Genomic DNA, 23,676 nt, shown 5'->3' with positions numbered 1-23,676 from the left:
AAAACTAATTGATTTTTATCACCGTAGAATTTGGCATAGAATTCCTTAACTCACCTACCCTTTGATTCCAAGGTATACCCCAGCTTACAGGTGATACTGAGCTTGTACTAATTGAACTTTCTACTGCATCATTCTCATTTAACTGCGTAATAACTCCAATTGAATGAATAAGTCCATTTCCATATCGCACCATAAAATGTTCTTCCACATAGGTACCAGCCTCAACTTCAATTGATGGCATTACCTCTATGGCAAATAAACCTCCAGCTACCGAACCAAGTTTCTTTACTTTAGAGGCAGCACTTTTTATAATTTCAGCATATTGTGATGCCGAAACATAAGCTATTACTGCAGGAGAAACTTCTGCACCTATGTATACTCCTGCAACAAATACAGGAGCATTAGCAAGAGCCGTTCGTAAATGAGCATTCGTACTGGAAATCTCATACTTACCACTAGAAGTTGCAATAGCATCAACTCCCATCATCCTTAAAAATTCAGCTCTATCCATATACATAGTTCCATTAACATTTGCCATTTTATATTCGTTTTTACTCGTATCATATTTAATATCTACTGATTTTCCGTATGCATTAACTGTTACATAACCTTTATGTGTCTCAAATGACCCACCTTCACTGGTATTTATCAATTGTTTCAGTGTGGTATACTCATGTCCGGTAGAATCAACATACATAATCGGATTATTTCCACAATACGTATACAAATTCAAACTCAGCGGGTCGCTATCCTTACCCCAATAACTATCCTCTGTTATAAACCTCCCAATAGTTGGGTCGTAATATCTAGCCCTTAGATAAATAGTCCCTGTTTCCTTGTCAAAGTACTCCCCGCAATACCTGAATACATTGGTATCGTTGGCATCCGGATTTTTCTCATTTCCAAAGGCATCGTAATCGTATCTTTTTGTTAAGACTCCATCTGCTCCTGTTAATTGTACCACATCGCCGTGACCGTTGAACATATAATATTGCTTTGCGCCTGCTGCGTTTTCTGCGTACAGCAGATTAATTCCTCTTACATATTTGTTGGTTACATTTCCCGAGCCATCGGTTTCAAGGGCTATCTGGTTGCCGTCCCATACGTGGTTTGTTTTTATTCCGTTTACGGTTTTTGAAGTGCGTAGCCCATCTGCGTTGTAGGCATATTTTGCTGTTGTTTCGCCTGTTTCGGTTTTTATCAGTTGGTTGAAGCCGTTGTATTCATTAAAGGACATCTCGGTGCTGCCTGTCCTTTCGCCCGCTGAAGCCTCAAGGCTTGCTGCCTCTCCTCCCGCTGCCGGCTTTAATGTACCAGTTGTTTTTGACATCTGATTTCCGTTGCTGTCATACCTGTAGGTTGTTATTGCCGTATCACTGCCGGTAACTTTTGTTTCCTCCAGCAGCCTGTTGTTTTTGTCATATTCATATAAGGTAGTGGTATTATCACCCTCCGTCATGGTTTCACGGTTGCTGCTGTCATCATATGTATATTTTATTGCAGGCTCACTGCTTGAGCTTTCAGAGGTTATTCTGCCAAGGCCGTCATAGGTGTATGCGGTAACCTTACCTCTGTTATCAGTTTTTGATGCCTGATTTCCGTTAAGGTAATAGGTGTAGGTATAGCCGGCAAATACAGTGCTGCCGTTTTCATTCGGAAGTGTCAGCAGCTTATTAGCCAAATTATAGGTATACTTTGTAAGATTACCGTTTGAACAGGTCAGGGCCTTCCTGTTTCCGTTCTCATCATACGTATAGGTGGCTGTAAGCGCTCCGTTTTCCAGTACCGTACCTAGCCTGTTCAAATTGTCATAGGTGTATGCGGTATTTGTTTTTACCGCGCCGTTCTGGCTAAGCTTTAAGGACTTACGGTTGTTTGCCGTATCATAGGTGTATTCCTTCCGGCTTCCGTCCGATACCTCCTCCGTTATCAGGCGTCCCAAATCATCATAATTATATGCTGTATTTGTGCCTCCGCCGCTCATTGTCTTTTTGCTTCCGGTCAAGGTATATGTATATGAGTACCCGGCATTCAAGGATGGATTCTCAGTGCTTAAAACATTGTTTGTAAGCATTCTTCCCATTCCGTCATAGGTCATGCTTATGGTGCTTCCGTTTTTATCTGTTTTTTGCAGCATATTGCCGTTTAAATCGTATGTATAGTTCTCATTCATATTTATGGGATCTGTCAGCTTTATGAGCCTGTTGAACCGGTCATACTCATATTTTGTCACCGAATAATCGGCATCCGCTGTAGGGGTAACATTGTCCGTTCCGGCTATTTGCAGCGGAGCCGAGAGCCCTGTATACATTCTGATTTTGTTTCCGGCGGCATCATAGTAGTACTGAGTATAGTTCTCGGCCGCTTCCTCGTCATAGGTTACAACCTTGGTCAGCATGTTTCGGGTGTTATATTCATAGCCTGTGGTATTATAGCTTTCCGCCTCCCCGGGCTTGTTGCTTAAGGTCCTTTCCTTGATTCTGTTGCCGTTGCTGTCATAGTAATATTTTTTAACGCTGTTTACAATTGTTCCGGAGCTGTTATCAAAAGGTACTGTTTCCTTAATTAATCTTCCTAAATTGTCATATTCATAGGTAGTTGAATATGGTACAGCTGCCTTGTTTCCTTTTATATCCGTTACAGCCTTCAATCTTCCCAGTGTATCATAAGTGCTGGTTGTATAATCACCGTTTATGTTATATTGCTTTACCACATTGCCCTGATAATTATAGTCATACTTTGCTGTATAAGCCTGGCTCCAGCCCTCGTCATATGCTCTTGCCGACTTTTCCTCTGTTTTGTTTCCAAGGTAATCATATTTGAAGGTGCTTAAATATTCTGTTCCGTTATGCAGGGTACCTGACTTTTCTACCTGTCCCAGCTTATTTGTGTACTCAACGGCAGTTATTGACGGTGAGCCTGTTTCTCCGAGGATTGTTTTTGTAACTTTGTTATATAGTCCATTGTCACATGCATCATCATAAGAATAACTCTCTTTGGCAATAACTGTATCCTGTTGATTTTTCGTAATCTTTTCCAATAGTCTGCCAATACTGTCATAATTGTATGTATTTGTTCCGTATGAGAGGCTGGTGTTCTGATTACTTTCAGTTTTCAACCGCATTTGACTGTCATATGTATACTGATTAAGATTTTGACCTGATGCCACATCAACCTGACACATAATATTTCCAAATTGATCATACAAATTCTTTATTTTACTTTTATTTTCATCAGAAATAACAACACTATTCTCTAAGCTGTCAGTTGTGTATTGCCATGTTTTATATGTACCATCCTGATGTGTCTCTTTTTTCGCTCTTCCCAGCTTATCAAATTCATATGCGGTTGTATTACCGTTACCGTCCTTCTTTTCAATAATATTGCCGAACCAATCATATTTAAATGTTTCCTCAACAGTAATTCCAGGCAAATTGTTCTCAAGCTCATCAATATTTTTTACATTATTGTTCCACTTCCTTGTCAGGTATGCTCCGTTAAACTTTCCGTTTCTGGCACTGTTGTTGTCATTATAGCTGTAATATGTTGATATTGAATTTACACCATCATCCAAATATTTCTTTTCCTCAATGATATTTCCGTAGCTATCGTAATTATATTGAGTCTTACCTTTTAATACAGAGTTTTCGTATATTTTTATCTGTTGTATTGCTTTTAAGTCACTGGCTGGTGTATATTCCTCTTTTACAGTGGTTGATGCATCTCTATTATATACTTTAGTCAGCGGATAATGGTATGTAGATTGATATGTATATGTTACCTTATGCTCATTGTTCGTTGGCATATTACTGCTATCTCTCGCGGCCTGACTATCCCAATATTCCAACAAATCCCTGTAGCCCGTGGTGTCATATGTATAGTTCTGTACACTTTGCATTAAAGCACCGGTAGCTTTATTAAATGTTTTATTTACAGTTTTCAGAAGCAGCCTTGTGACTGAGTCATATTCATTTATTGTTTCATATTTATGGTTTGTACCTTCTTGTATTATGTTTATTGGTAACATTTTCTTGTTATATGTGTAGATTTCACTGTTATTAAGGCCGTCCACAACCTGTGTCTTAATTATGTAAGAATCCGGTATGGAAGCATCACTGGAATAGTTGGGATAACCGTCATATTCTCCTGTTTCCCCATACAAATAATTAAATTTCTTATAATTATAATTTACACCGTCATTTTTAGATTCATATCTTTCATTGAGCTTATATACCTCCATTATACCGTCGGTACCGCAATTCTTGGTACTTTTTGTATAGCTGTAGCAAGTCTCTCCTTTTGTCGGCATTATTATTTTTGTAAGACATGCATATACATTTAAAACTCCTTCACTTAAATCCTTTTCAACTAAATTTATATTTGCTGAATTTATTGAATATTGGTATTTTGTCTGCCTGTTTTCAGCATCTATAACATATTCAAGGACATAATTAGCCGGCACTTCCGGAACAGTAGCTTTATTATATTTAATCGTTCTGTTATTGTCTGGGTTCGTTTCATCATTAATAGTAATTAATACTTTGGATCCGGAATATGTAATATTTATCTCTCTTCCAACACTGTCAATGATTTTATTTAATAAAGGATATTCCGGTTCTGAAGTATCATGCTGGAATCTTATTTCATTATCGAATCTGTCTTTTATACCCAGCAGTCTTCCGTCACTTCCAAAATAAGTTTTCTTTCCATCCTTTTGCTCCAGAACATATGCAGAATACATTTGTCCGTTATAATACGACCAACTGTCATTATTCAGCTTTATATCCTTTAAAGGATAATCCTTTAAGTGAGAGTCCCCGCTGGTTTTGAAATCTATCTGCCATGTACCGGCACTCCCGTAATGTAAATATTTATACCCTTCTATATCTTCTATATACGGAAGATCAAATTGCCAGCCTGCACCCAGATCTGAAAATTTATGATTATCTGTATTAACTATTAGTTTATTTACATAATCTATATCTGATAAATAGTAATAAGTAGGTCTAGTTACAACGACTGAATAGTAATCATATAAATAAACAAAACATTTTCCAGTCTCCTTGTCATAATAGACATCACTATATTCATCTTCTATATCATTAATTTCATCTATCACAGGTTGAGCATAAGAAGTATTTAAATAAGGTCCTAGTTCATCTAATATTGTAACCGTAGAGTCACCAATACTATTTCCAGAATTCAAGTCAATTTTAGTTCTCTTCACTTTTACTTGAACATAATAAAGGTCTATGGGTTCTGGCAATAAAGTATATGTATAGCCTGGATAAACATAAGGTTCATATAGTGCACTATTATTCTGTGTGTAATATCTGGATAAAGAAAAATCCAATCCATTTCTGCCTTTTAAGCTTATATCATTTACCTTTATATTAATTGCTCCTGTTACCGGGTCAATAGTTTCTTCTGAATTGCCGTTTAGTGAATATGGAGGTTCAATCCCTTTATTAAATACAGCTCCAGGATATCCTAACCCATTGTAGTAAGGGCTTTTGTCAACTAAATCTTCTGCACTTACCAAATTGGAGCTTAATAACAGAACAAATACTGAGGTTATTGTTAAAAGCCATGTTAATTTGAATCTCATTATTTCACCTCCTCTAGTGTGCTTATAACATCACTCCAGTTAGTTTTTTCTTTTTTAAGTTTAAAAATTTCTTCAAGCCTTATATTATACTTTTGAGAAAGGTTTTTTGCATATCCGATAACAGTTATGTGGGTAATACCATATTTCTCAGCCAATTGAATTTCATCCTGACTAATTTTGCCGTTTTCTTTTATATGCTTTTCTAGATCCTCTTGATTAATTACTTGACTCTCCACTTTATTTAGTTTTTTGTTATATTGCTCTTCCCAGTACTGTTTATCTAGCTGGTCATAATTTTTGCCTGATTCAATATCCTTTACTATCTGGTCATAATCCTTGCCATAGTTAAGCGAAAGGACTTCAATTTCAACAATTTGCTTATCTGAGAATTTTTTGCTTTTCAAGGTGTCAGAGGTACTTTTTGACATTCTTTGATTACTCAAAAGATTATTGTTTTTGACTGCTAACTCTGCTTCTATTTCTTCCCATGACTTGTCTGTATTCACGAGAGTTTTGCCCTTCATGCTGTATTTCAAGCCCAGTATTTCATCGATAGTCTTTCCGCTTGCTATAGCCAGCTTTTCCGCCTTATCAATATCAGACAGGCTATATCCGCTTTCATAAAGTTCATCTATTTTTTCTTTTGTTATAACATTTGTACTTTTTTTAGATTTCAAGCTTTCTAATGCTTCTTTCCATTCTTCATAAGTAGTGGCTTTCACTTTATAGTTTAATTTATCTGCCGTTATTTGCTCAGCCTTTGCTTTTTCACTTTTATCCTGAGTATTTGAAACAGCAAAAACGGTTGCTGTACAAATTATTAATAATACTGCTAGGCATATACCTGCTTTTATAATATTTTTATTTTTCATATGGATTACCTCCGCTTAAATTAGTTCACTCTTTAAATTACTTAATAAAATTGGCAATACTTTTACTCCCTATTCCATATTGCAGTTTATAGTAACCTGTCCGCTTACTGCCGGCTTAAATACTATAACATTAATTATACCGGACCATAATTTATCTTCCGGAATATATTCATTAACAGAGAATTTTATAATTCCCGGCTCGTTTTGAAGAATTTTTATGTTTGTGTCCTCAATATCTCCTAATAATATATCCTTTTTGTATGTCATTTTACACAGGTCGGTTACACTGTCTATATCCCCTGTATCATATGTAATTGTGAAGGTACGTCCGAAAATACTGTCAATATTATTTACCTTTAAAATGAGGTTGAAGGGTTCCCCGGCAGTGCTTTCGGTTGTACAAGCGGCAGTTACAGGCTCAAATTCTGAGGAGGGTATTCCGAATGCATATCCGGGATATTCACGAAGGCCCTTTTCCCCGTTACACAGCTGTCCGAACTGATTGCTTCCCCATGTATAAACCGTTCCGTCATTTTTCAGGGCCATGCTGTACCTTACTCCTGCAAGTACTGCTGTAATATCAATCATACCGACTGCCTGCACCGCTGTAAGCTTATTTATCCTCGAGCCGTCTCCCAGCTGACAGGAATCGTTATTCCCCCATGCCCATACTGTTCCGTCATTTTTCAGTGCCAGATTATGATAATTCCTTCCTGAAACAGCAGTTATTCCGCTTAGGCCGATAACCTGCACCGGAGTTGATTTGTTTACACCTGTTCCGTCTCCCAGCTGGCCATACGCATTATTCCCCCATGTCCATACCGTTCCGTCACTTTTCAGTGCAATACTGTGATAAATCCCTCCTCCGACAGCAGTTATCCCGCTCAAACCGCTTACCTGTAAGGGCATTGTCTTGTTTGACGTTGTTCCGTCTCCCAACTCTCCGCAAATATTTCCTCCCCAGGTCCACACTGTTCCGTCATTTTTTATTGCCAGACTATGGAGATAACCTGCTTCTATTTCTGTTATTCCGGTTAAGCCGCTTACCTGTACAGGTATTGTCCTGCTTGCTGTCGTTCCGTCCCCCAGCTGGCCATAAGCATTATACCCCCAGGTCCACACTGTTCCGTCAGCTTTCAATGCCATACTGTTAAAGCCTCCGCAGGCAATTGCTGTAATACCGCTAAGGCCGCTTACCTGTACTGGCGTTGTTTTATCTGCTGTTGTTCCGTCTCCCAGCTCTCCATGCTGGTTGTTTCCCCATGCCCAGACTGTTCCGTCAGCTCGTAATGCAAGGCTGTGGTAATAGCCTCCTGCTACAGCAGTTACTCCGCTAAGTCCGCTCACCTGTACCGCCGTTGTTCTGCTTGTCTTTGTTCCGTCTCCCAGCTGGCCGGAATTGTTATAGCCGCATGACCATACTGTTCCGTTATCCTTTAAAAGTAAGCTGTGCATATATCCTCCGGATATTGCATTTATTTCGCCAAGACTCCTTACCTTTACCGCCGTCATGCTTGTTGCCGCCGTACCGCCGCCTAATTGTCCGTAATCATTGTTTCCCCACGTCCATACTGTCCCGTCATTTTTTATTGTCAGGCTGAGGCTTTCACCTGCGGCAATAACTGCAGCACCGTTAAGACCGCTTACCTGCACCGCTGTCCCTTTGTTTGTTATTGTACCGTCCCCCAGCTGTCCGGCTTCGTTATCTCCCCATGCCCACACTGTTCCGTCATTTTTAAGTGCAATACTGTGAGTTTGTCCTCCGGCAATAGCCGTAATACTGCCAAGGCTGCTTACCTGCACCGCCGTTGATTTATTTGCCGCAGTTCCATCACCCAATTGGCCATAATTGTTATAGCCCCATGCCCAGACTGTTCCGTTATTTTTCAGTGCAATACTGTGAGATCCGCCCGCCTCTATTGCTTTTACTCCGCCCAGGTCCTCTACCCGCACCGGTGTGGTTTTGTTTATCACGGTTCCGTCCCCCAGCTGGCCGAAGCTGTTATAGCCCCATGTCCATACTGTTCCGTCATTCTTTAATGCCATGCTGTGATGGGAGCCTGCCGAAACAGCTGCTATCCCGCCAAGGCCGTTTACCTGCACCGCTGTTGTCTTGTATGCCGTTGTTCCGTCTCCCAGCTGGCCATTTATATTATAGCCCCAGCTCCAGACTGTTCCGTCCTCCTTCAGTGCAAGACTATGCTCGCCTCCTGCAGCTATTTCTTTAACTCCGCTTAAGCCGCTTACCTGTACTGCTGTTGTTCTGATTGATGTCGTTCCGTCTCCCAGACGGCCATATCCGTTGTAGCCCCATGCCCAGACTGTTCCGTCCTCCTTTAGTGCAAGACTGTGAATGTAGCCCGCTGAAATATCCTTTATCCCGCTCAAGCCGTTTACCTGCACTGCCGTTGACCTGTTTGTCACGGTTCCATCCCCTAGCTGGCCGAAACCATTATATCCGCATGCCCATACCGTTCCGTCACTCTTCAGTGCAAGACTGTGACTGCGGCCCGCTGCTATTTTAATGAACTGTCCTTCCTCCAGCTGTGTTCCAAATGCATATTTAATATATTCAGAATATCCCTTTTCCCCGTTAAATAGCTGTCCATACTGGTTGCTTCCCCATGTAAAAATTGTTCCGCCACTTTTTAACGCTATACTGCACCTCACTCCTGCATTTATTGCTGCAATATCCGTTGTTCCGTTTACCTGTACAGCTGACAGCTTGTTTATCCTTGTTCCGTCTCCCAACTGTCCGCAATCATTATTTCCCCATGCAAAAACCGTGCCATCACTCTTCAGTGCAAGATTATGATAATCCCATCCTGATATGGCGGTTATCCCATTAAGTCCGCTTGTCTTTACCGCTGTTGTCTTACTTACATTTGTTCCGTCACCCAACTGGCCATATCCGTTAAATCCCCATGCCCATACTGTTCCGTCACTTTTTAGTGCAATACTGTGATAAAGACCTCCTCCGACAGCTGTTATTCCGTTTAAGCCACTAATCTGTGCAGGGATTGACTTATTTGCCGTTGTTCCGTCCCCCAGCTGGCCATAGGCATTATATCCCCAGGTCCACACTATTCCGTCTTCCTCTAATGCAAGGCTGTGGAAGTAGCCTCCTTCAATTGCAGTTACTCCGCTAAGACCGCTTACCTGTACGGCTATTGACTTATTTGCCGTTGTTCCGTCCCCCAACTGGCCGTAATTGTTATAGCCCCAAGTCCACACTGTTCCGTCATTTTTCAGTGCAAGATTGTGGTATCCGCCGCAGTCTATAGCCGTTATACCGCTCAAGCCGTTTACCTGAACAGGAACCGTCTTTTCCTCCGTTGTTCCGTCTCCCAGCTCTCCGTATAGGTTTCTTCCCCACGCCCACACTGTTCCGTCATTCTTCAGTGCAATACTGTGATAATAGCCTGCCGCAACTGCCGTTATCCCGCTAAGACCGCTTACCTGTACTGCCGTTGCTCTGTTTGTTTTTGTTCCGTCTCCCAGCTGGCCGTAATTGTTAAACCCGCATGCTACAACTGTCCCGTTGTCCCTCAGCGCAAGACTGTGTGTAAAGCCTCCGGAGATTGCCGTTATTCCGCTTAAACTGCTTACCTTTTCCGCCATAATGCCCGTTGCCGATGTACCGTTTCCCAACTGTCCGTAATCACTGTTCCCCAGTGTCCACACCGTTCCGTCACTCTTTAGTGCCAAGCTGTGGCTTTCCCCTGCCGCGATATCCTTTGCATCGCTTAAACCGATTATTTGTACCGCTGTTGTTTTGTTTGTTGTCGTCCCGTCTCCAAGCTGTCCAAATTCATTATATCCCCATGTCCATACCGAGCCGTTATTTTTCAACGCCAGGCTGTGATTCTGGCCTGCCGCAATTTTCGTTATGACGCCCAAGCCGCTTACCTGTACCGCCGTTGACTTGTTTGCCGTTGTTCCGTCCCCCAGCTGTCCGCAATTGTTATAGCCCCATGTCCATACTGTTCCGTCCTCTTTTAATGCGAGATTATGATAGCCTCCCGCAAAAATAGCCTTAACGCCTAAAAGTCCGGTTACCTGCACCGCTGCTGTTTTACTTACTGTTGTTCCGTCTCCCAGCTGGCCAAAATTGTTATAGCCCCATGTCCATACTGTTCCGTCCTCCTTTAATGCCATACTGTGATGATAGCCTGCCGAAATAGCCGTTATCCCGCTAAGACCGCTTACCTGCACCGCTGTTGTCTTATACTCAGTCGTTCCGTCTCCCAGCTGACCATACCCGTTATATCCCCAGCTCCATACTGTTCCGTCCTCCTTCAGTGCAAGGCTGTGATTTCCTCCTGCGGCTATTGCTTTAACGCCGCTTAAGCCGCTTACCTGTACCGCTGTTTTCCTGACTGCTGTTGTTCCGTCTCCCAGCCTGCCGTAACCGTTATATCCCCAGCTCCATACTGTTCCGTCACTCTTTAATGCCATACTGTGATAGACGCCTGCCGAAATTTCCTTTATTCCGCTAAGCCCAAGTACCTGTACTATTGCCGATTTATCAACCGCAGTTCCGTCCCCTAACTGCCCGAACCCGTTATAGCCGCATGACCAGACTGTTCCATCCTTCCTCAAGGCAATACTGTGACTGCGTCCTGCCGCAAGCCTCTGGAACTGCCCCTCTGCCGTACCTGCTGAAAACAGGCTGAAATCCCCTGTATTTTCTGTCATATCAGTACCGGCTTCCCCAATACTTGATATATTTATAATTTCATCGGTTGCAATGTTGTTAAGAGCATTTATGCAGCTTATCTTGGAGCTGCCGCAGACCCTTCCCGTCAAGCTCGACAAATGCTCCGAGCACTGTATTATTCTTTCTTTCACTTCCGCCGCGCTCATATCTGTAAAACTGCTTAATAACAGTGAGGCCTCACCCGAAACAAATGCCGCTGCCATTGAGGTTCCGCTGTCTTCACCGTACGTATTACCTGCGGTGGTGCTTATAATAGCTTCTCCCGGTGCCGCCACAGCAACACTTCTTTCACCGTAATTTGAAAAAACAGACAAGCCTCCGTTTTTATTTACCGATGCCGCTGTTATTATATTTGGGCAGTCAAAAGCTGCCGGGTATACAGGAGCACTGTCTATATCCAAGCCATTGTTGCCTGCCGCGCATACAAAAAGCATATCTGAATTTTGTATTGCTTCTTTAAGTGCTGTATTTTCGTCAGTGCTTCCCCAGCTGCAGTTTACTATTTTAGCCCCCATGCTTTCGGCATATTGTATGGCATTTATTATGTCACCTGTATATGCGGTTCCGTCCTTAAATACCTTGAGGGGCATTATCTTTGCTGACGGAGCCACACCGGCTGTTCCCTTTCCGTTATCCTTCACAGCCCCGATTATTCCCGCGATATGCGTTCCGTGATTTTCACCGGCTATATTCTGATAATCGTACACTGTATTATTATCATCACTGAAATTCCAGCCGTTTGTGTCATCAATTTTTCCGTTTCCGTCATCATCTGTTCCGTTTCCGGGTATCTCCGCCGGATTTGCCCATATATTTTCTAACAGGTCCTCATGTGTGATATCTATTCCTGTATCAATAACTGCAACCGTAACATTTTCTTCCTCTGATTTGCTCCATGCTTCCGGTACACCAGCATCACACAAATATTGGGGCCTGTTCTGTTCTTCAGTCTGCATTAAGGACGTATCCATAAAAACAGGCTCATTTACAACTTCTGTTAGTATATTCAAATCAATATTTCCGCCTATATCTCCTGCCGAAAGCTTATTTTTTATTTCCCCCGCCGGAGTACTCATGAGAAGTTCCATAAACTCAGGATTGTCATTTATAGCAGCTCTAAGGTGATAGGGCAGTAATTCTATTTTTTTTGAAGGTGTAAAAGCATTTGAACTGCTTTCAGCCTCGCCGGTATTGTTTTCCAAGCCCCACTGGCTGCCGTACAGGGTATCGTTTGAAGATAAGCTGAGCTTATAGTCAGGCTGTATGTACTCAATATCACCGGCAAGGTTATTCTTTTGCAGGTCTGAAGCAATATCACCCAGCCTTTCCTCCTTATCCATATATATAATATCGATAATGCTCTCATTGCCGATTTTGTTCGAGTCCGCCATATAGACTTTATTGTTCCTGCTGATTCCGTTGCCCTGCAAATGCCTGTTCAGCTTCATGTCTATTTTATCTATCTTATCTGTTTTTTCAAAAACCCTTCTGGCCCTTTCCCTGCCGCTTTCATTTTTGTATTTTATTATAAACCTGTCTGCCAGTGAATCAGGATTTCCTTTTTCTGACATTTTAGCTTTCGGTATATCTTCAAGCTCTATTGCAGAGCCGGTTAAATCTTCAGGATAGGCACCGTCAGCTCCTATAGCTGTATTGTCTTCCTTTGCAGCCGTTTTAATATCCATGCTGTTGCTGTTTGCAATAACGTTACCGTCTGCATCCTTCGCTATTATCAAATAACTGTAATTTGTCTCAGGAGTGAGCTTTGAGTCAGTAAAGGTAAAGCTTTCCGTTTGCTTAATGAGCTTATCATCTCTGTATACTTCATAAGCCGAAGCCTTAATGCTGTTATTCCTGCTTGTCCACACCAGCTCAACCGAATCGGATGTTTTACCGAAATTCATAAGAGACAGCTGCGGTACTGATATTTCCATTACTGCATCATTTGCACCTGCGGCATATATCGCAGGATTTATGGTACCTTGAAGCATAAAAACCGCTGCCAGCAAAATAGAAATACTTTTCATTTTTTTCAGCATAAATTTTCTCCTTTAAATAGTGTGTAATATTGATAATTCAACTTCCGCAGTTAAAATGAAGCTTGCAAAGCAGTGATATCGGGCATAGACCCAGAATTACTCATACTGCTTGTAAAAAATTAAAAAGATATTTTTGCTGTCGTAACATATTTCAATATGTACCCCTCAAAAATATCTTTTCATCTTAATTATACAAGCACCAGCAAGTAATTCCTGACTGTCCTTGCTTTATATTACTGTTTTCCATATCTTATGAAACTGCTGGCAGTATAAATATTGTGTTCCTTATGCTGCTAAATAATATAAATTTATACTGCCATAATATACATTTTATATTTTTAGTGTATTATTGTAAATAGACTTGTAAAATTTTTAGCGGTTTTTATCATTTTTAGAGCAGTTTAAAATTTTAAATTTCAAGCGATATCGTGGCAAAGGTTTCAACAATAATTGACTTTAGTCATGAATACCCATAAAATCGATGTTATAAGCTTAACATGTAAAAATATTATTTGTAATCGATGGAACACATACCGTACCCTAAAAATAACAGCTTCACATCAAATCCGTGAAGCTGTTATTTACCAGAACCCTTCTCATGCAATTTTCTTTACGCAGTTATATTGTTTATATGAGTTTTTGAATTCCGCGTCTGATAGGTCATTGTACAGTGCTACTCCTTCTTCGTACAGACACACTCATATATCAGGTCTCAGTAATCATCATCCTCGCGGTTCATTTTCCTATACCTTTTGTCAAGCTCAATTAATTTTCATTTATTCCGTCATCAATTACGGCAACCCTAATTGGCTTATTCATTAGTACAATACAACCCTTGTCAAATATTATAAGCCCTACCAGCTAACATGCTGACATTTCCTTTTGCTTCATTTGCCTTAGTATGATTTCAAATATACCGTCAAATGTTGAGAATTTCCCTTGCACGATATCCTCTTGTGGAATAGAAATATTAAAATCATTCATAGCATCAAAATAAATATAGAGTAAATCTCTTGCATATAGCTTCAGTTCTTTTCCTAAAAGATTTTTAGAATAATAATCCTCTCCTAATTCATTGAAGTCGATATCAAATCTGTTATTAAAAATCTTTATAAGGTCTTCCTTTATTCTAATTGATAATAAATCTTCCATTGTAAATCCCCCCGTTTAGAGTCCCAGAAGTTAATTACTATCGGCTAAATCCTCCTAAAGTCAAGAGATATTCTATCACTGCGAAGGCTCTGGCCATAATTGACTGTTTTTTTTCGGCGGAATACGGCTTTCCCCGCAATATAAAATATATTTCCTATACTATTTGTACATCAGCATACCCAACAAGCTTTTTAATAGCTTGGTCTGCCATAAAGTTGGAATCGCTTTTATTCAGTATATTAAGTACCGGTATATTATTACTGCTGTATTTCATTTTCTTCTCATCAATAAACCTGTAATCTAACGAAGTATAAGACCTCACATGTTCCTGATTTGCTCTTTTCCAATCGAATTGCATATTTGCAATGTTGAAGAAATCGACCTCAAATCCAAGCCTATATTTAATCAAATTCGTATACGTATCAAATCCCTCAGGCTTATAATCTTCATACAACATGCTGGCTATTACAACATCCGGAACTACGGCCTGTGAGATTTCAAAGGCAAACAAGCCGAAATTGTTTGTAAACTTCCTGTTAAGCGGCATTATACCCCCTGGTACTCCGATACTAATAATATCGGGCTCTTCGGTCTTTTCAATTTTCTTTATGAATCTATTGAACATCAATACTTTATTGACATCAGAAATAGCATTTCCATACATAAATGAAGGAAAGGAATGGAACCCTATCATCTCACAGTATGACCTTGTACCTATCTGACTTATTTTATATCCTAATTTTTGAATTTTTTCCCTTAGTGCAAGCTGGATTTCAAATTTATTTGTTTTTTCAGATATTCCAACCGTTAAAATAACCGGTGTGTCTATTTCTTCAATACTTTCGTTATCAATAACTATCTCTTCCGGCAGTACATTCTGAGTTCCATCAAAGTACTTGAAATACACTCCCTCACAATTACACATAGACGATATTTCTTTAATAGCCTCTCTGTCCAATTTTAATGAGCATATTATATTTTTTTTCAATTTTACTGCCAATTTAATTTTATTAAATATATATTTATCAAAATCAAACGGTAGATGTGATTTAATAATCATTACGGTATCGCACAAGTCCAGTGATTTTTCAAAATCCGCAGCTACCGAAATACCTATATCCGGTCCACGATCTGCAATACCCGCATCTTTTCCTGTGAAACCCCATCCATTTGGAGCTACGAGGCAGGATATTTCGTATCCCATAAGCAAAGACCTGTGCCTTAATACCGGAGTAAATTCCATATTGTACGGATAAATCAAAAGCCTCTCATTTTTTCTCATATTAACCTCCAAACCGAGTTTTCGGCATAAAATATTATGAAAGCAGCGTCGGTACGCTATTTATTTAGCGACTGCATTTTGTTTCTTTCAAGCTAACTCCCTCCATTATTACAGCTTTCACTCCGTCATATCGAAAGAATAAATTTCTTCACCTAATTCAGCCCCAAATTCCCTTAAAGTACAAATATCCTTTAATAAACTATCAACTGAGTATTTTGTAGAGCTGCATTTTGAAACCTTTTTTTCCATTGACAGTCCATCGTTTTCATCTGCTGCTACTGCACATAAATTGCAAAACGTAAGTGCCCAACAGTTTATGCATTTATTTTCACTTATTTTTCCTACATTAAGCAAAATTCTTATTTTATCAATATCAAAACCATAATCTATATTTCCTATTTTCATTTGCGGCGACGCTTCACTAACCCTTTCACAAGGGTAGAAATTACCGTCAACATCCATAAACAACTTTTGAGCCCCAGGTACGCACGGTCCACCATGATGAATTTTATCAGGTATTTCCTGTCTCATTTGCAATAGCCTGTACCTAGTCTTTCTTTCGTTGTATTGCATCGATAGTAGTTTCGCTGTATATTTCTCGTTCAGATAACCAAGCTTTGATAAAAATATCTTAAAATTTTCATATTCAATCTCAGAAATATATTTTTCAGATGTTTTTACAGTATCTTTTCTGTATAAATCCGTTATTTCTGAAGCCATAATGCTTGCTTCTTTTGCTAATTCAAAATCAGCAAAAAAAGTATTTACGCAGCTAAACTCATTCTGAGGATCTAACACAGCATTAAAAGCAATATTATTACTTAAAAAATCAGGAAATTTAGTTTTAATCATCCCCAAGTTTTCCATTACTTTTTCAAAAGTCCCTTTATTACCATCTCTATATACCCTATTTCTGTTATGTACCTCAGAAGAGCCATCAAGACTTATCAGCAAATGTACATCATGCTTTTGAAAATAATCTACAATCTCTTCAGTTAAAAGAGTTGCATTTGTTGTCAGGTTTAAATGAATATTTTTCCCCTCTGCTCTTTCTTCAAAGTACTCAATACAATTTTTTATGAATTCAAATTCAAGCAGCGGCTCACCCCCATAGAATGCCAAGAAGCCATATTCATTATCTTTTGAATGCTCAATATAAAAATCTATTCCCTTTCTAGCTGTATCAAGAGCCATTTTCTCATTTGAATGAACCCTATTTTCATAATCTCCCGAATAAACGCAGTATTTGCACCTGAGATTACATTGCTTTGTTATCTGCAGTGTAATCATATTAACTTTATTATTGAGGTGGCTTAAAATTGTATCATTTAAAGGATGGTACATTTCCTTCGGCCTTTTTTCCGATAAGAAACCTAAATCACGCAAATGTTCAATTGACTCTATAGCTTGTGAACTGAATTCCGAGGTGCATTTACAGGTATCATCATTATTTTTATAATCAAGTATCTTATATTGATCTTCAGATAAGCGGAGAATCACATTTTTATTGACATCATACAAGTAATGCCCTCCAGGAGTTTTAAACATATGTATGAAAGAATTCAAAACTATCACTTCCTCCTTATTAATTAAAATTAACCGGAATATAGACTGTATTCCGGTTATTTTTAGCAAAAATCACAAACAAATTGGTTACATATTATTATTTACAAAGTTTCTTACATTTGCCATAAGATTTACCATAGCACTAGTATTACCACAGGCATTATAATCACAGTGACAATAGCTATAACAGTCTGCGTATGCCTCTATAGTTCCTTGACAGCTATGTAGTTTTTTACCTAATTTTTTCATTTTTCCCACCTCCCTTTTGTATATTCATATTGAAAAATGGCTCACCTTATTTAAACTCATTGAGCTTTACCGCGGATAAACCTTATGAGTTCAAATCCAATTTAAACTATATCCTTCACAACAAGTAAATCTTCATTCTCCTTATAGCCTTTTTTGAAATCTCTATAATTTTCAAGTTGTTGTATACTACCATTATTCATGAACCAAATCTTATCTACCTTTGATAAAATATCCGGCTTATGGCTTATAACCAGAACAGTTTTATCGTTAAAATCACTGGTCATAAACTGGTTTAAATATGCTTCTGATTCAACATCATAATTTGCGGTTGCCTCATCAAGGACAAGTATTTTTGATTCCCTTGCAAAAGCCCTTGCTACAGCAACTTTCTGTCTTTGCCCTCCGGACAGGTTTGAACCGTTCCTGCCCACCTTACTTTTATACTTCAAAGGCATATCCATAATAAATTCATATGCGCCACTTTCCTTTGCCACCTTATTTATTTTCCCTTCTTCCTTTTTTAATCCTATAGATATATTTTCCTCAATAGATGTGTCGAAAAGGTACAAATCCTGACTTACTACTGAAATCAAGCCTCTATAGTCTTTAAGATTAATGCTGTTTATATCAGTTCCGTCAATTTCAATTTTTCCGCTGCACGGTTTATAAAACCTCAGCAGGAGATTAATAAGCGTACTCTTTCCAGAGCCGTTTGCTCCTACAATGGCTATCTTTTCTCCCGGCTTTATATCAAGATTGACATTCTTCAAAGTTTGTTCACCGTCTCTATATGAAAAGCTCACATCATCAAACCTGATCTTCCCTTTTACCTCTCTGCCGGTTAACCTTACCAGAGTTTTACCCTTCTCTTCGGTTTCTGTTTCCATATCAATATATTTCCAACATCCATTCCGATGTTACTCATGATTTCAGAAAAATTTGTATTATTAAAGAATTGCAGCTTAAGCTTCAAAAGATGCTTAAAGGCTGCCTTTTGCAAGGAATATTGAAACATGGAATTTACATATGAAAAATACTTTGTTTCAAGTAATCCGATTGCCTGATCAATAAAAACCAGAACTAAAGTAAAAAGAGAAATTTTAACTACCATTCCAAAATCACTTTTGAGCAATCCGCTGTCCATAAGCTGCTTACTAAGTAATGGAAAGAGCATACTGATTCCTGCGGAAGCAAAAATACATATAAAAACAATACCGATTTTTTTTATATAAGGCTTTAAAAGTATAAAGATTTTTTTTAATAAACTTTTGTTTTCTTTATAAAATAACATTTCAACCTCGCCATTTCATTATTTAATATATCGAAATTTTTGTAATTATTTAACTTTATACCCTTAATATACCTTTATAAGAATAATATGTCAATTGTATATGCATAAATTATAAAAATTATCTATTTTTAGTGAAGCAAATCAATTTGCTTTCAAATCCCAATTTTTCAGAATATTCTTTCTTAAATTATACAGTACAATTACAGAAACTTGTGTTTTCTGACCTTTCATAAAATTCATATCTGAGGTGCAAGATACAATGATGCTTCTTTTACCTTTTGTCATTCCGATTTTTTATTATCCATAAAAAATCCAGCCTCCTATGATTTTTAATTTTATCATAGAAAACTGGATTTACAGACTTTATGTCCGCACCCCTCTCTTAAAAATGCTTGCCTAGGAATAAATGAATACTTTTATTTTGGAAACTAAATTATTACCGGCTAGAAGCCGGTGGGTTAGGTTCCAATAGGTTGACCTAAAGGCTTCGCATGGAAGGAGTGGAGTTAACCCCATTATACAGACACTAAAGCTTCTAATTAAATTATTGTAAAATATTGGATTAAATTGTTCACTCCCTCAGAACAACATTGTTTCTTGTCTTAACCAGTTCAACCAGCTCCTCTGTAAATCCATTAATACTAAAAAGGATGAAATGCTCTCTGCGGAGATCCTTTTTCCACCCAACCGCCTTTGCCTTTTCTTCAAGTGCAGAGAGAACATTGACTCCAACCTTGCCTTCCCAATATTTGCACTCTCCAAATATGATATCTGTTCCGGTGCTGTCAAAAGCAACTATATCAATTTCCTTGTTGTTATTCCACCATCTGCCTGCCCTATCAAAAGTAAAGTCCCATTTCCCCTCAGCATTAAGCTTCCACATTTCCTCTATGCATATATCTTCGTATACGTACCCTATATGCCCATCCGTCAGATTCGCCCGTATCTTTTTCATGGCAAGCTCTTTATTTCCTGACTCAATAAAGCTTAAATTCGGATAGATAAACTTGAACCAGAAAAGAATAAAATTATCTTTTATTTTATATAGTCCCATCTTGCTTTTTTCAGGATTTAATTCTGTAATAGGAACTTCCCGTTCCAAAATATCAAGGTCTATTAAAGTCTTCAGATATTTAGTTAATCCAGTTTGCTTTAATTCCAAGGTTCCGGCTATTTTAGCCAGCTTTTGATTACCTGCCGCAATTGCTTTTATAACGGAAAAATAGCTTCCCACCTCTGTGACCTCACGCTGCAATAAGAAATTCGGCTCATCGTAAAGAAAGCTTTGTTTTGATAATACATTTTTATCAATTGCAGAATAGAGATCCTCACTATCATAAAAAAGCTCTATATATTTGGGTACGCCACCTGTAACCGCATAATGCCCGATTAGATCCTTTCGTTTCTTGTTCGGGAAGAACTCCTGATAATATGCAAAAGGAATCTGCTTCAGCTTAATCTGTCCTGTTCGTCTGCCGTATAATGGACTGTTATAATTCAGGGTCTGACTCTCCATCATAGATATCAACGATCCGCAGAGTATTACCATGATATTTTGATCCTTCAGCATAGTGTCCCATATCTTTTGAAAAATTGATGGAAATGCCGGATTTGATTTTCCAATATACTGAAATTCATCGATTACTAAAATAAGCTTTTCTCCTAAAGCTTCTGAAAGAAGTGTCTTAAATAAAATTTCCCAGCTGTCCACCTTTGCATGTCTTAATAGGTCATTATCGCAGAAGTCCGCTATTGCCTCCTTAAATGCATTGCGGTTTTGCAGCTCACTTTCCTCGGTAACAAGAAAATACATTGCATTTTTGTTTCGCATAAACGCAGCTGACAGCTCTGTTTTGCCTACCCTTCGCCTACCATAAAGAACCACCAGAGAAGAACCCTTTCGATTATATTCGTTATTTAAAAATTGCATTTCTTGTTCTCTGTCAATAAAACTTTTCATTTGATTCACTCCTCTCGAAATAATTATACTATATATTATTATAATTTCAAGTATAACTATTATTAACTATTCTATTTATGTCTATACTAATATATGAATAAATATACAATTTCCCTTTTCAGTATCCAAAGCTAATTGGATAATTTTATGGAGGGTCAGATACCGACTGCGAAATAGCTTCTGAATTTTTCTCATAATATTGTTCTCCTCGTTTTAGTTATACAAAAAAACAACTGATAAAATCAGTTGCCTAAGTTAAATATATTAAACTGTTAAATACACATAAATATTATAAATAAAATCATGCTGTTTTTTCGTTCCTGGAACACCTCGAACATTTTTTACACTTCTGTTTGTTCCAATCAATATGTATAGACGGAGCACTTGCATGGAGCTTAACGCCGTATCTGTTGCCCTGCTTGATTATTTCAGGTTCTTCCAGAGTAAGCTCATCCATTTGCGGAGAAACCATTCCGTAGCCCTTTATCTTTACTTCATGAAGTGCATATTCTACCCTATCATACTCTTTTTTTACTTTCGCCAGTTCCTTAATCAAGCTTATAAGCCTGTGCTCGCCCTCAATCTCCATTCCGGACTCCTCGCTCAGAATTCTGTACAGCAAGCCGTCTGCCGTTGTCAAATCAATGAGTATTGTACCCTCACCCAAGCTTACCTTATCGATAGATATTTTCTTAATGAAATCGTAATTTTCAAATGAACTCACAGCAGCCTTTATTTCTCTTATCCTGCTTGAAGCTTTAAATGTGCTTCTGATTGAATCAATGATTTCACTTTTAAGCCAGTGAGAGTCATCCAGAGCTTCAACCCATTTCGGAATATTAATGCCAATTTCCGAGATTGGAAATTCCTGAAGAATTCTTTCCATTATTGAATCAACATCATCGATCCTAAGCTGCAGACAATCCATTGCCAGTACTGCCACGCCATATTTTTGCTCAAGCTCATCACACAGCCTCAAGGTTTCATCATTTCTTGGTCTGGTTGAGTTTATTATAATTACAAATGGCTTATTTATAGCTTTCAGCTCATTTATTACCCTCTTTTCAGCTTCCACATAATCTTCTCTTTCGATATCTGCGATGCTGCCATCTGTAGTTATAACTATTCCGATCGTTGAATGCTCGTTAATCACTTTTCTTGTTCCTATTTCAGCTGCTTCCTCAAAAGGAATCTGGTAATCATACCATGGAGTTGAAACCATCCTCGGAGCCTCATTTTCCAAGTGTCCCATAGCACCTTTCACCATATATCCTACACAATCAATCATTCTTACCTTCAGCTGCACGTTGTCATCAATAGATATTTCAACTGCCTCATTGGGGATGAATTTAGGTTCGGTAGTCATTATAGTCCTTCCAGATGCACTTTGCGGAAGTTCGTCTATAGCTCTTTCCTTTTGATATGTGTTCTCTATATTCGGAATAACCAACAAATCCATAAACCTTTTTATAAAAGTTGATTTTCCAGTTCTAACAGGTCCCACAATACCTATATAAATATCCCCCTGAGTTCTTTCAGCTATTTGCTGGTATATGTTGAATTTTTCCACCCTAGAACCCTCCCCTATATTGCTACATGCCCATCAGGCTATGCATTTTGTCTTGTTCAATATTAAATATATGTCTTAAAAAAGTTATTATTACAAAAAAATAAAAACTCAAGATAATTATTTCTTGAGTTTTTTATAAAATCAATATAGGCCTTTTAACTGCATAAAAAAGTCAATCACTATCGTCCTAAGGCTTTTAGCCGTAATTGTCCTTGGTAAAATTATACGCTTTTATTATTGCATCTCAGTCTTTTTGTCTCTGGTCATCAAGTCTCCCACCGCAAATCTGGGGTTCTTGCCTTCATATAAAATACTGTAGGCTTCGTTAGTTATCGGCATTGATACCTCCAGCTTTTTTGCCAATTCATATGCAGGCTTTGTAGTTGCAACTCCCTCAACTACCATATTCACCTCTTCCAGAGCTTGCTGAACACTCTTTCCCTGTCCTATCAGTATCCCGGCTCTTCTGTTTCTGCTGTGCATGCTTGTGCAGGTAACAATCAGGTCACCTACACCTGTCAGCCCTGAAAATGTATCTGCATTTCCGCCCATCGCAACACCAAGTCTGGATATCTCAGCTATCCCTCTTGTCATCAGTGCGGCCTTGGTATTATCTCCATATCCCAGTCCATCAGATATCCCCGCACACAGTGCTATAATATTTTTTAAAGCTCCTCCCAGTTCAACACCAACCACATCCGTATTAGTGTATACTCTGAAATTAGGGGTCATAAATAAATCCTGCAGAAACTGTGCTACCTGAATTTTATCAGATGCCGCAACCACTGTTGTCGGAATATCCCTTGCTATTTCCTCGGCATGGCTTGGACCTGATAAAACTGCAATGCTGTTATTGGGAAGTTCCTCCTGCATAATTTCAGAAAGCAGCTTACAGCTGCTATCCTCAATCCCCTTTGAACAAGTTACTACAATAGTATCTGCCGAAATAAGCTTTGAAAGTGCTCTGCAATTTTGCCTTGTTGTCTGTGATGGAACAGCCAGTACCACAACCTCACTGTCCTTAGCTGCGATTTCAATATCTGAAGTAAATTCAACACTATCAGGTATTTTCGCTCCAGGCAATCTGGTGACATGTTCTCTGTTTGCTTTAAGCATGCTTATTTCATCATTCATAGGCGACCATACCGCAACATTATTACCGTTTTTTGACAGTAAAATCGCCATGGCTACTCCCATACTTCCTGCACCAATAACCGCTACATTTCTGTTCATGTCTGCCTCCTAAATAATAACTTATCTATTTAAAAAATATGTTTTTTCCTAAAAGTCAATTACTATCGGCTAAAGCCTGATTCCATCAGCCGATAGCTTGGGTTTGAGGCTGAAGCCTCCTAAAGTCAAAACAA

The 23,676-nt window shown here is 38.7% G+C and carries 12 protein-coding genes; all 12 read right to left on the bottom strand.

Annotated elements, in window-relative coordinates:
• Positions 1-4: 4 nt before the first annotated feature.
• The 12 genes from LY28_RS01575 to LY28_RS01525 all read right to left on the bottom strand — a co-directional run bounded on the left by LY28_RS01575 (position 5) and on the right by LY28_RS01525 (position 23,542).
• Positions 5-5,608, bottom strand: coding sequence for an RHS repeat domain-containing protein (locus LY28_RS01575; protein WP_110460421.1), 5,604 nt, complete (start codon positions 5,606-5,608; stop codon positions 5-7).
• Positions 5,608-6,480: a hypothetical protein gene (locus LY28_RS01570; RefSeq protein WP_110460420.1), complete on the bottom strand. Its 873-nt coding sequence runs from the start codon at positions 6,478-6,480 to the stop codon at positions 5,608-5,610. Before LY28_RS01570 ends, LY28_RS01575 begins: the two co-directional genes overlap by 1 nt.
• Before the next feature lie 69 nt (positions 6,481-6,549).
• Positions 6,550-13,239, bottom strand: a complete 6,690-nt coding sequence (locus LY28_RS01565) for an RCC1 domain-containing protein (protein ID WP_110460419.1) — start codon at positions 13,237-13,239, stop codon at positions 6,550-6,552.
• Positions 13,240-14,100: 861 nt separating this feature from the next.
• Positions 14,101-14,391: a peptide maturation system acyl carrier-related protein gene (locus LY28_RS01560; protein ID WP_110460418.1), complete on the bottom strand. Its 291-nt coding sequence runs from the start codon at positions 14,389-14,391 to the stop codon at positions 14,101-14,103.
• A gap of 154 nt (positions 14,392-14,545) precedes the next feature.
• Complete coding sequence (locus LY28_RS01555) at positions 14,546-15,673, bottom strand: TIGR04066 family peptide maturation system protein (protein ID WP_110460417.1); 1,128 nt, start codon at positions 15,671-15,673, stop codon at positions 14,546-14,548.
• A 117-nt stretch (positions 15,674-15,790) separates the two neighbouring features.
• Positions 15,791-17,221: a Cys-rich peptide radical SAM maturase CcpM gene (ccpM, locus tag LY28_RS01550; RefSeq protein WP_278302474.1), complete on the bottom strand. Its 1,431-nt coding sequence runs from the start codon at positions 17,219-17,221 to the stop codon at positions 15,791-15,793.
• Positions 17,222-17,326: 105 nt separating this feature from the next.
• Positions 17,327-17,488 carry a CLI_3235 family bacteriocin precursor gene (locus LY28_RS01545; protein ID WP_110460415.1) on the bottom strand — a complete coding sequence of 54 codons (162 nt, stop codon included), beginning with the start codon at positions 17,486-17,488 and terminating at the stop codon, positions 17,327-17,329.
• A gap of 101 nt (positions 17,489-17,589) precedes the next feature.
• A complete protein-coding gene (locus LY28_RS01540; protein WP_242981115.1) occupies positions 17,590-18,375 on the bottom strand; it encodes an ATP-binding cassette domain-containing protein in 786 nt (261 codons plus the stop codon).
• Complete coding sequence (locus LY28_RS19455) at positions 18,336-18,662, bottom strand: ABC transporter transmembrane domain-containing protein (protein ID WP_242981114.1); 327 nt, start codon at positions 18,660-18,662, stop codon at positions 18,336-18,338. The genes LY28_RS01540 and LY28_RS19455 overlap by 40 nt, the downstream gene beginning before the upstream one ends.
• Before the next feature lie 688 nt (positions 18,663-19,350).
• Positions 19,351-20,739: an AAA family ATPase gene (locus LY28_RS01535; RefSeq protein WP_110460414.1), complete on the bottom strand. Its 1,389-nt coding sequence runs from the start codon at positions 20,737-20,739 to the stop codon at positions 19,351-19,353.
• A 301-nt stretch (positions 20,740-21,040) separates the two neighbouring features.
• Positions 21,041-22,309 (bottom strand): stage IV sporulation protein A, encoded by a 1,269-nt coding sequence (gene spoIVA, locus LY28_RS01530; RefSeq protein ID WP_110460413.1) that lies wholly within the window; start codon positions 22,307-22,309, stop codon positions 21,041-21,043.
• Between the two features lie 234 nt (positions 22,310-22,543).
• A complete protein-coding gene (locus LY28_RS01525; protein WP_110460412.1) occupies positions 22,544-23,542 on the bottom strand; it encodes an NAD(P)H-dependent glycerol-3-phosphate dehydrogenase in 999 nt (332 codons plus the stop codon).
• Positions 23,543-23,676 lie beyond the last annotated feature (134 nt).

This window comes from Ruminiclostridium sufflavum DSM 19573 (genome assembly GCF_003208175.1).
GTDB classification, from domain to species: Bacteria; Bacillota; Clostridia; order Acetivibrionales; family DSM-1351; genus Ruminiclostridium; species Ruminiclostridium sufflavum.
The sequence above is the reverse complement of the archived record's forward strand: the minus strand, read 5'-3'. Positions and strand labels throughout refer to the sequence as shown.

Bases quoted from the DNA above. Each gene is read 5' to 3' on its own strand.
- LY28_RS01575 (WP_110460421.1), bottom strand. From the start codon at position 5,608: ATGAGATTCAAATTAACATGGCTTTTAACAATAACCTCAGTATTTGTT.
- LY28_RS01570 (WP_110460420.1), bottom strand. From the start codon at position 6,480: ATGAAAAATAAAAATATTATAAAAGCAGGTATATGCCTAGCAGTATTA.
- LY28_RS01565 (WP_110460419.1), bottom strand. From the start codon at position 13,239: ATGCTGAAAAAAATGAAAAGTATTTCTATTTTGCTGGCAGCGGTTTTT.
- LY28_RS01560 (WP_110460418.1), bottom strand. From the start codon at position 14,391: ATGGAAGATTTATTATCAATTAGAATAAAGGAAGACCTTATAAAGATT.
- LY28_RS01555 (WP_110460417.1), bottom strand. From the start codon at position 15,673: ATGAGAAAAAATGAGAGGCTTTTGATTTATCCGTACAATATGGAATTT.
- ccpM (WP_278302474.1), bottom strand. From the start codon at position 17,221: ATGTTTAAAACTCCTGGAGGGCATTACTTGTATGATGTCAATAAAAAT.
- LY28_RS01545 (WP_110460415.1), bottom strand. From the start codon at position 17,488: ATGAAAAAATTAGGTAAAAAACTACATAGCTGTCAAGGAACTATAGAG.
- LY28_RS01540 (WP_242981115.1), bottom strand. From the start codon at position 18,375: ATGGAAACAGAAACCGAAGAGAAGGGTAAAACTCTGGTAAGGTTAACC.
- LY28_RS19455 (WP_242981114.1), bottom strand. From the start codon at position 18,662: ATGCTCTTTCCATTACTTAGTAAGCAGCTTATGGACAGCGGATTGCTC.
- LY28_RS01535 (WP_110460414.1), bottom strand. From the start codon at position 20,739: ATGAAAAGTTTTATTGACAGAGAACAAGAAATGCAATTTTTAAATAAC.
- LY28_RS01525 (WP_110460412.1), bottom strand. From the start codon at position 23,542: ATGAACAGAAATGTAGCGGTTATTGGTGCAGGAAGTATGGGAGTAGCC.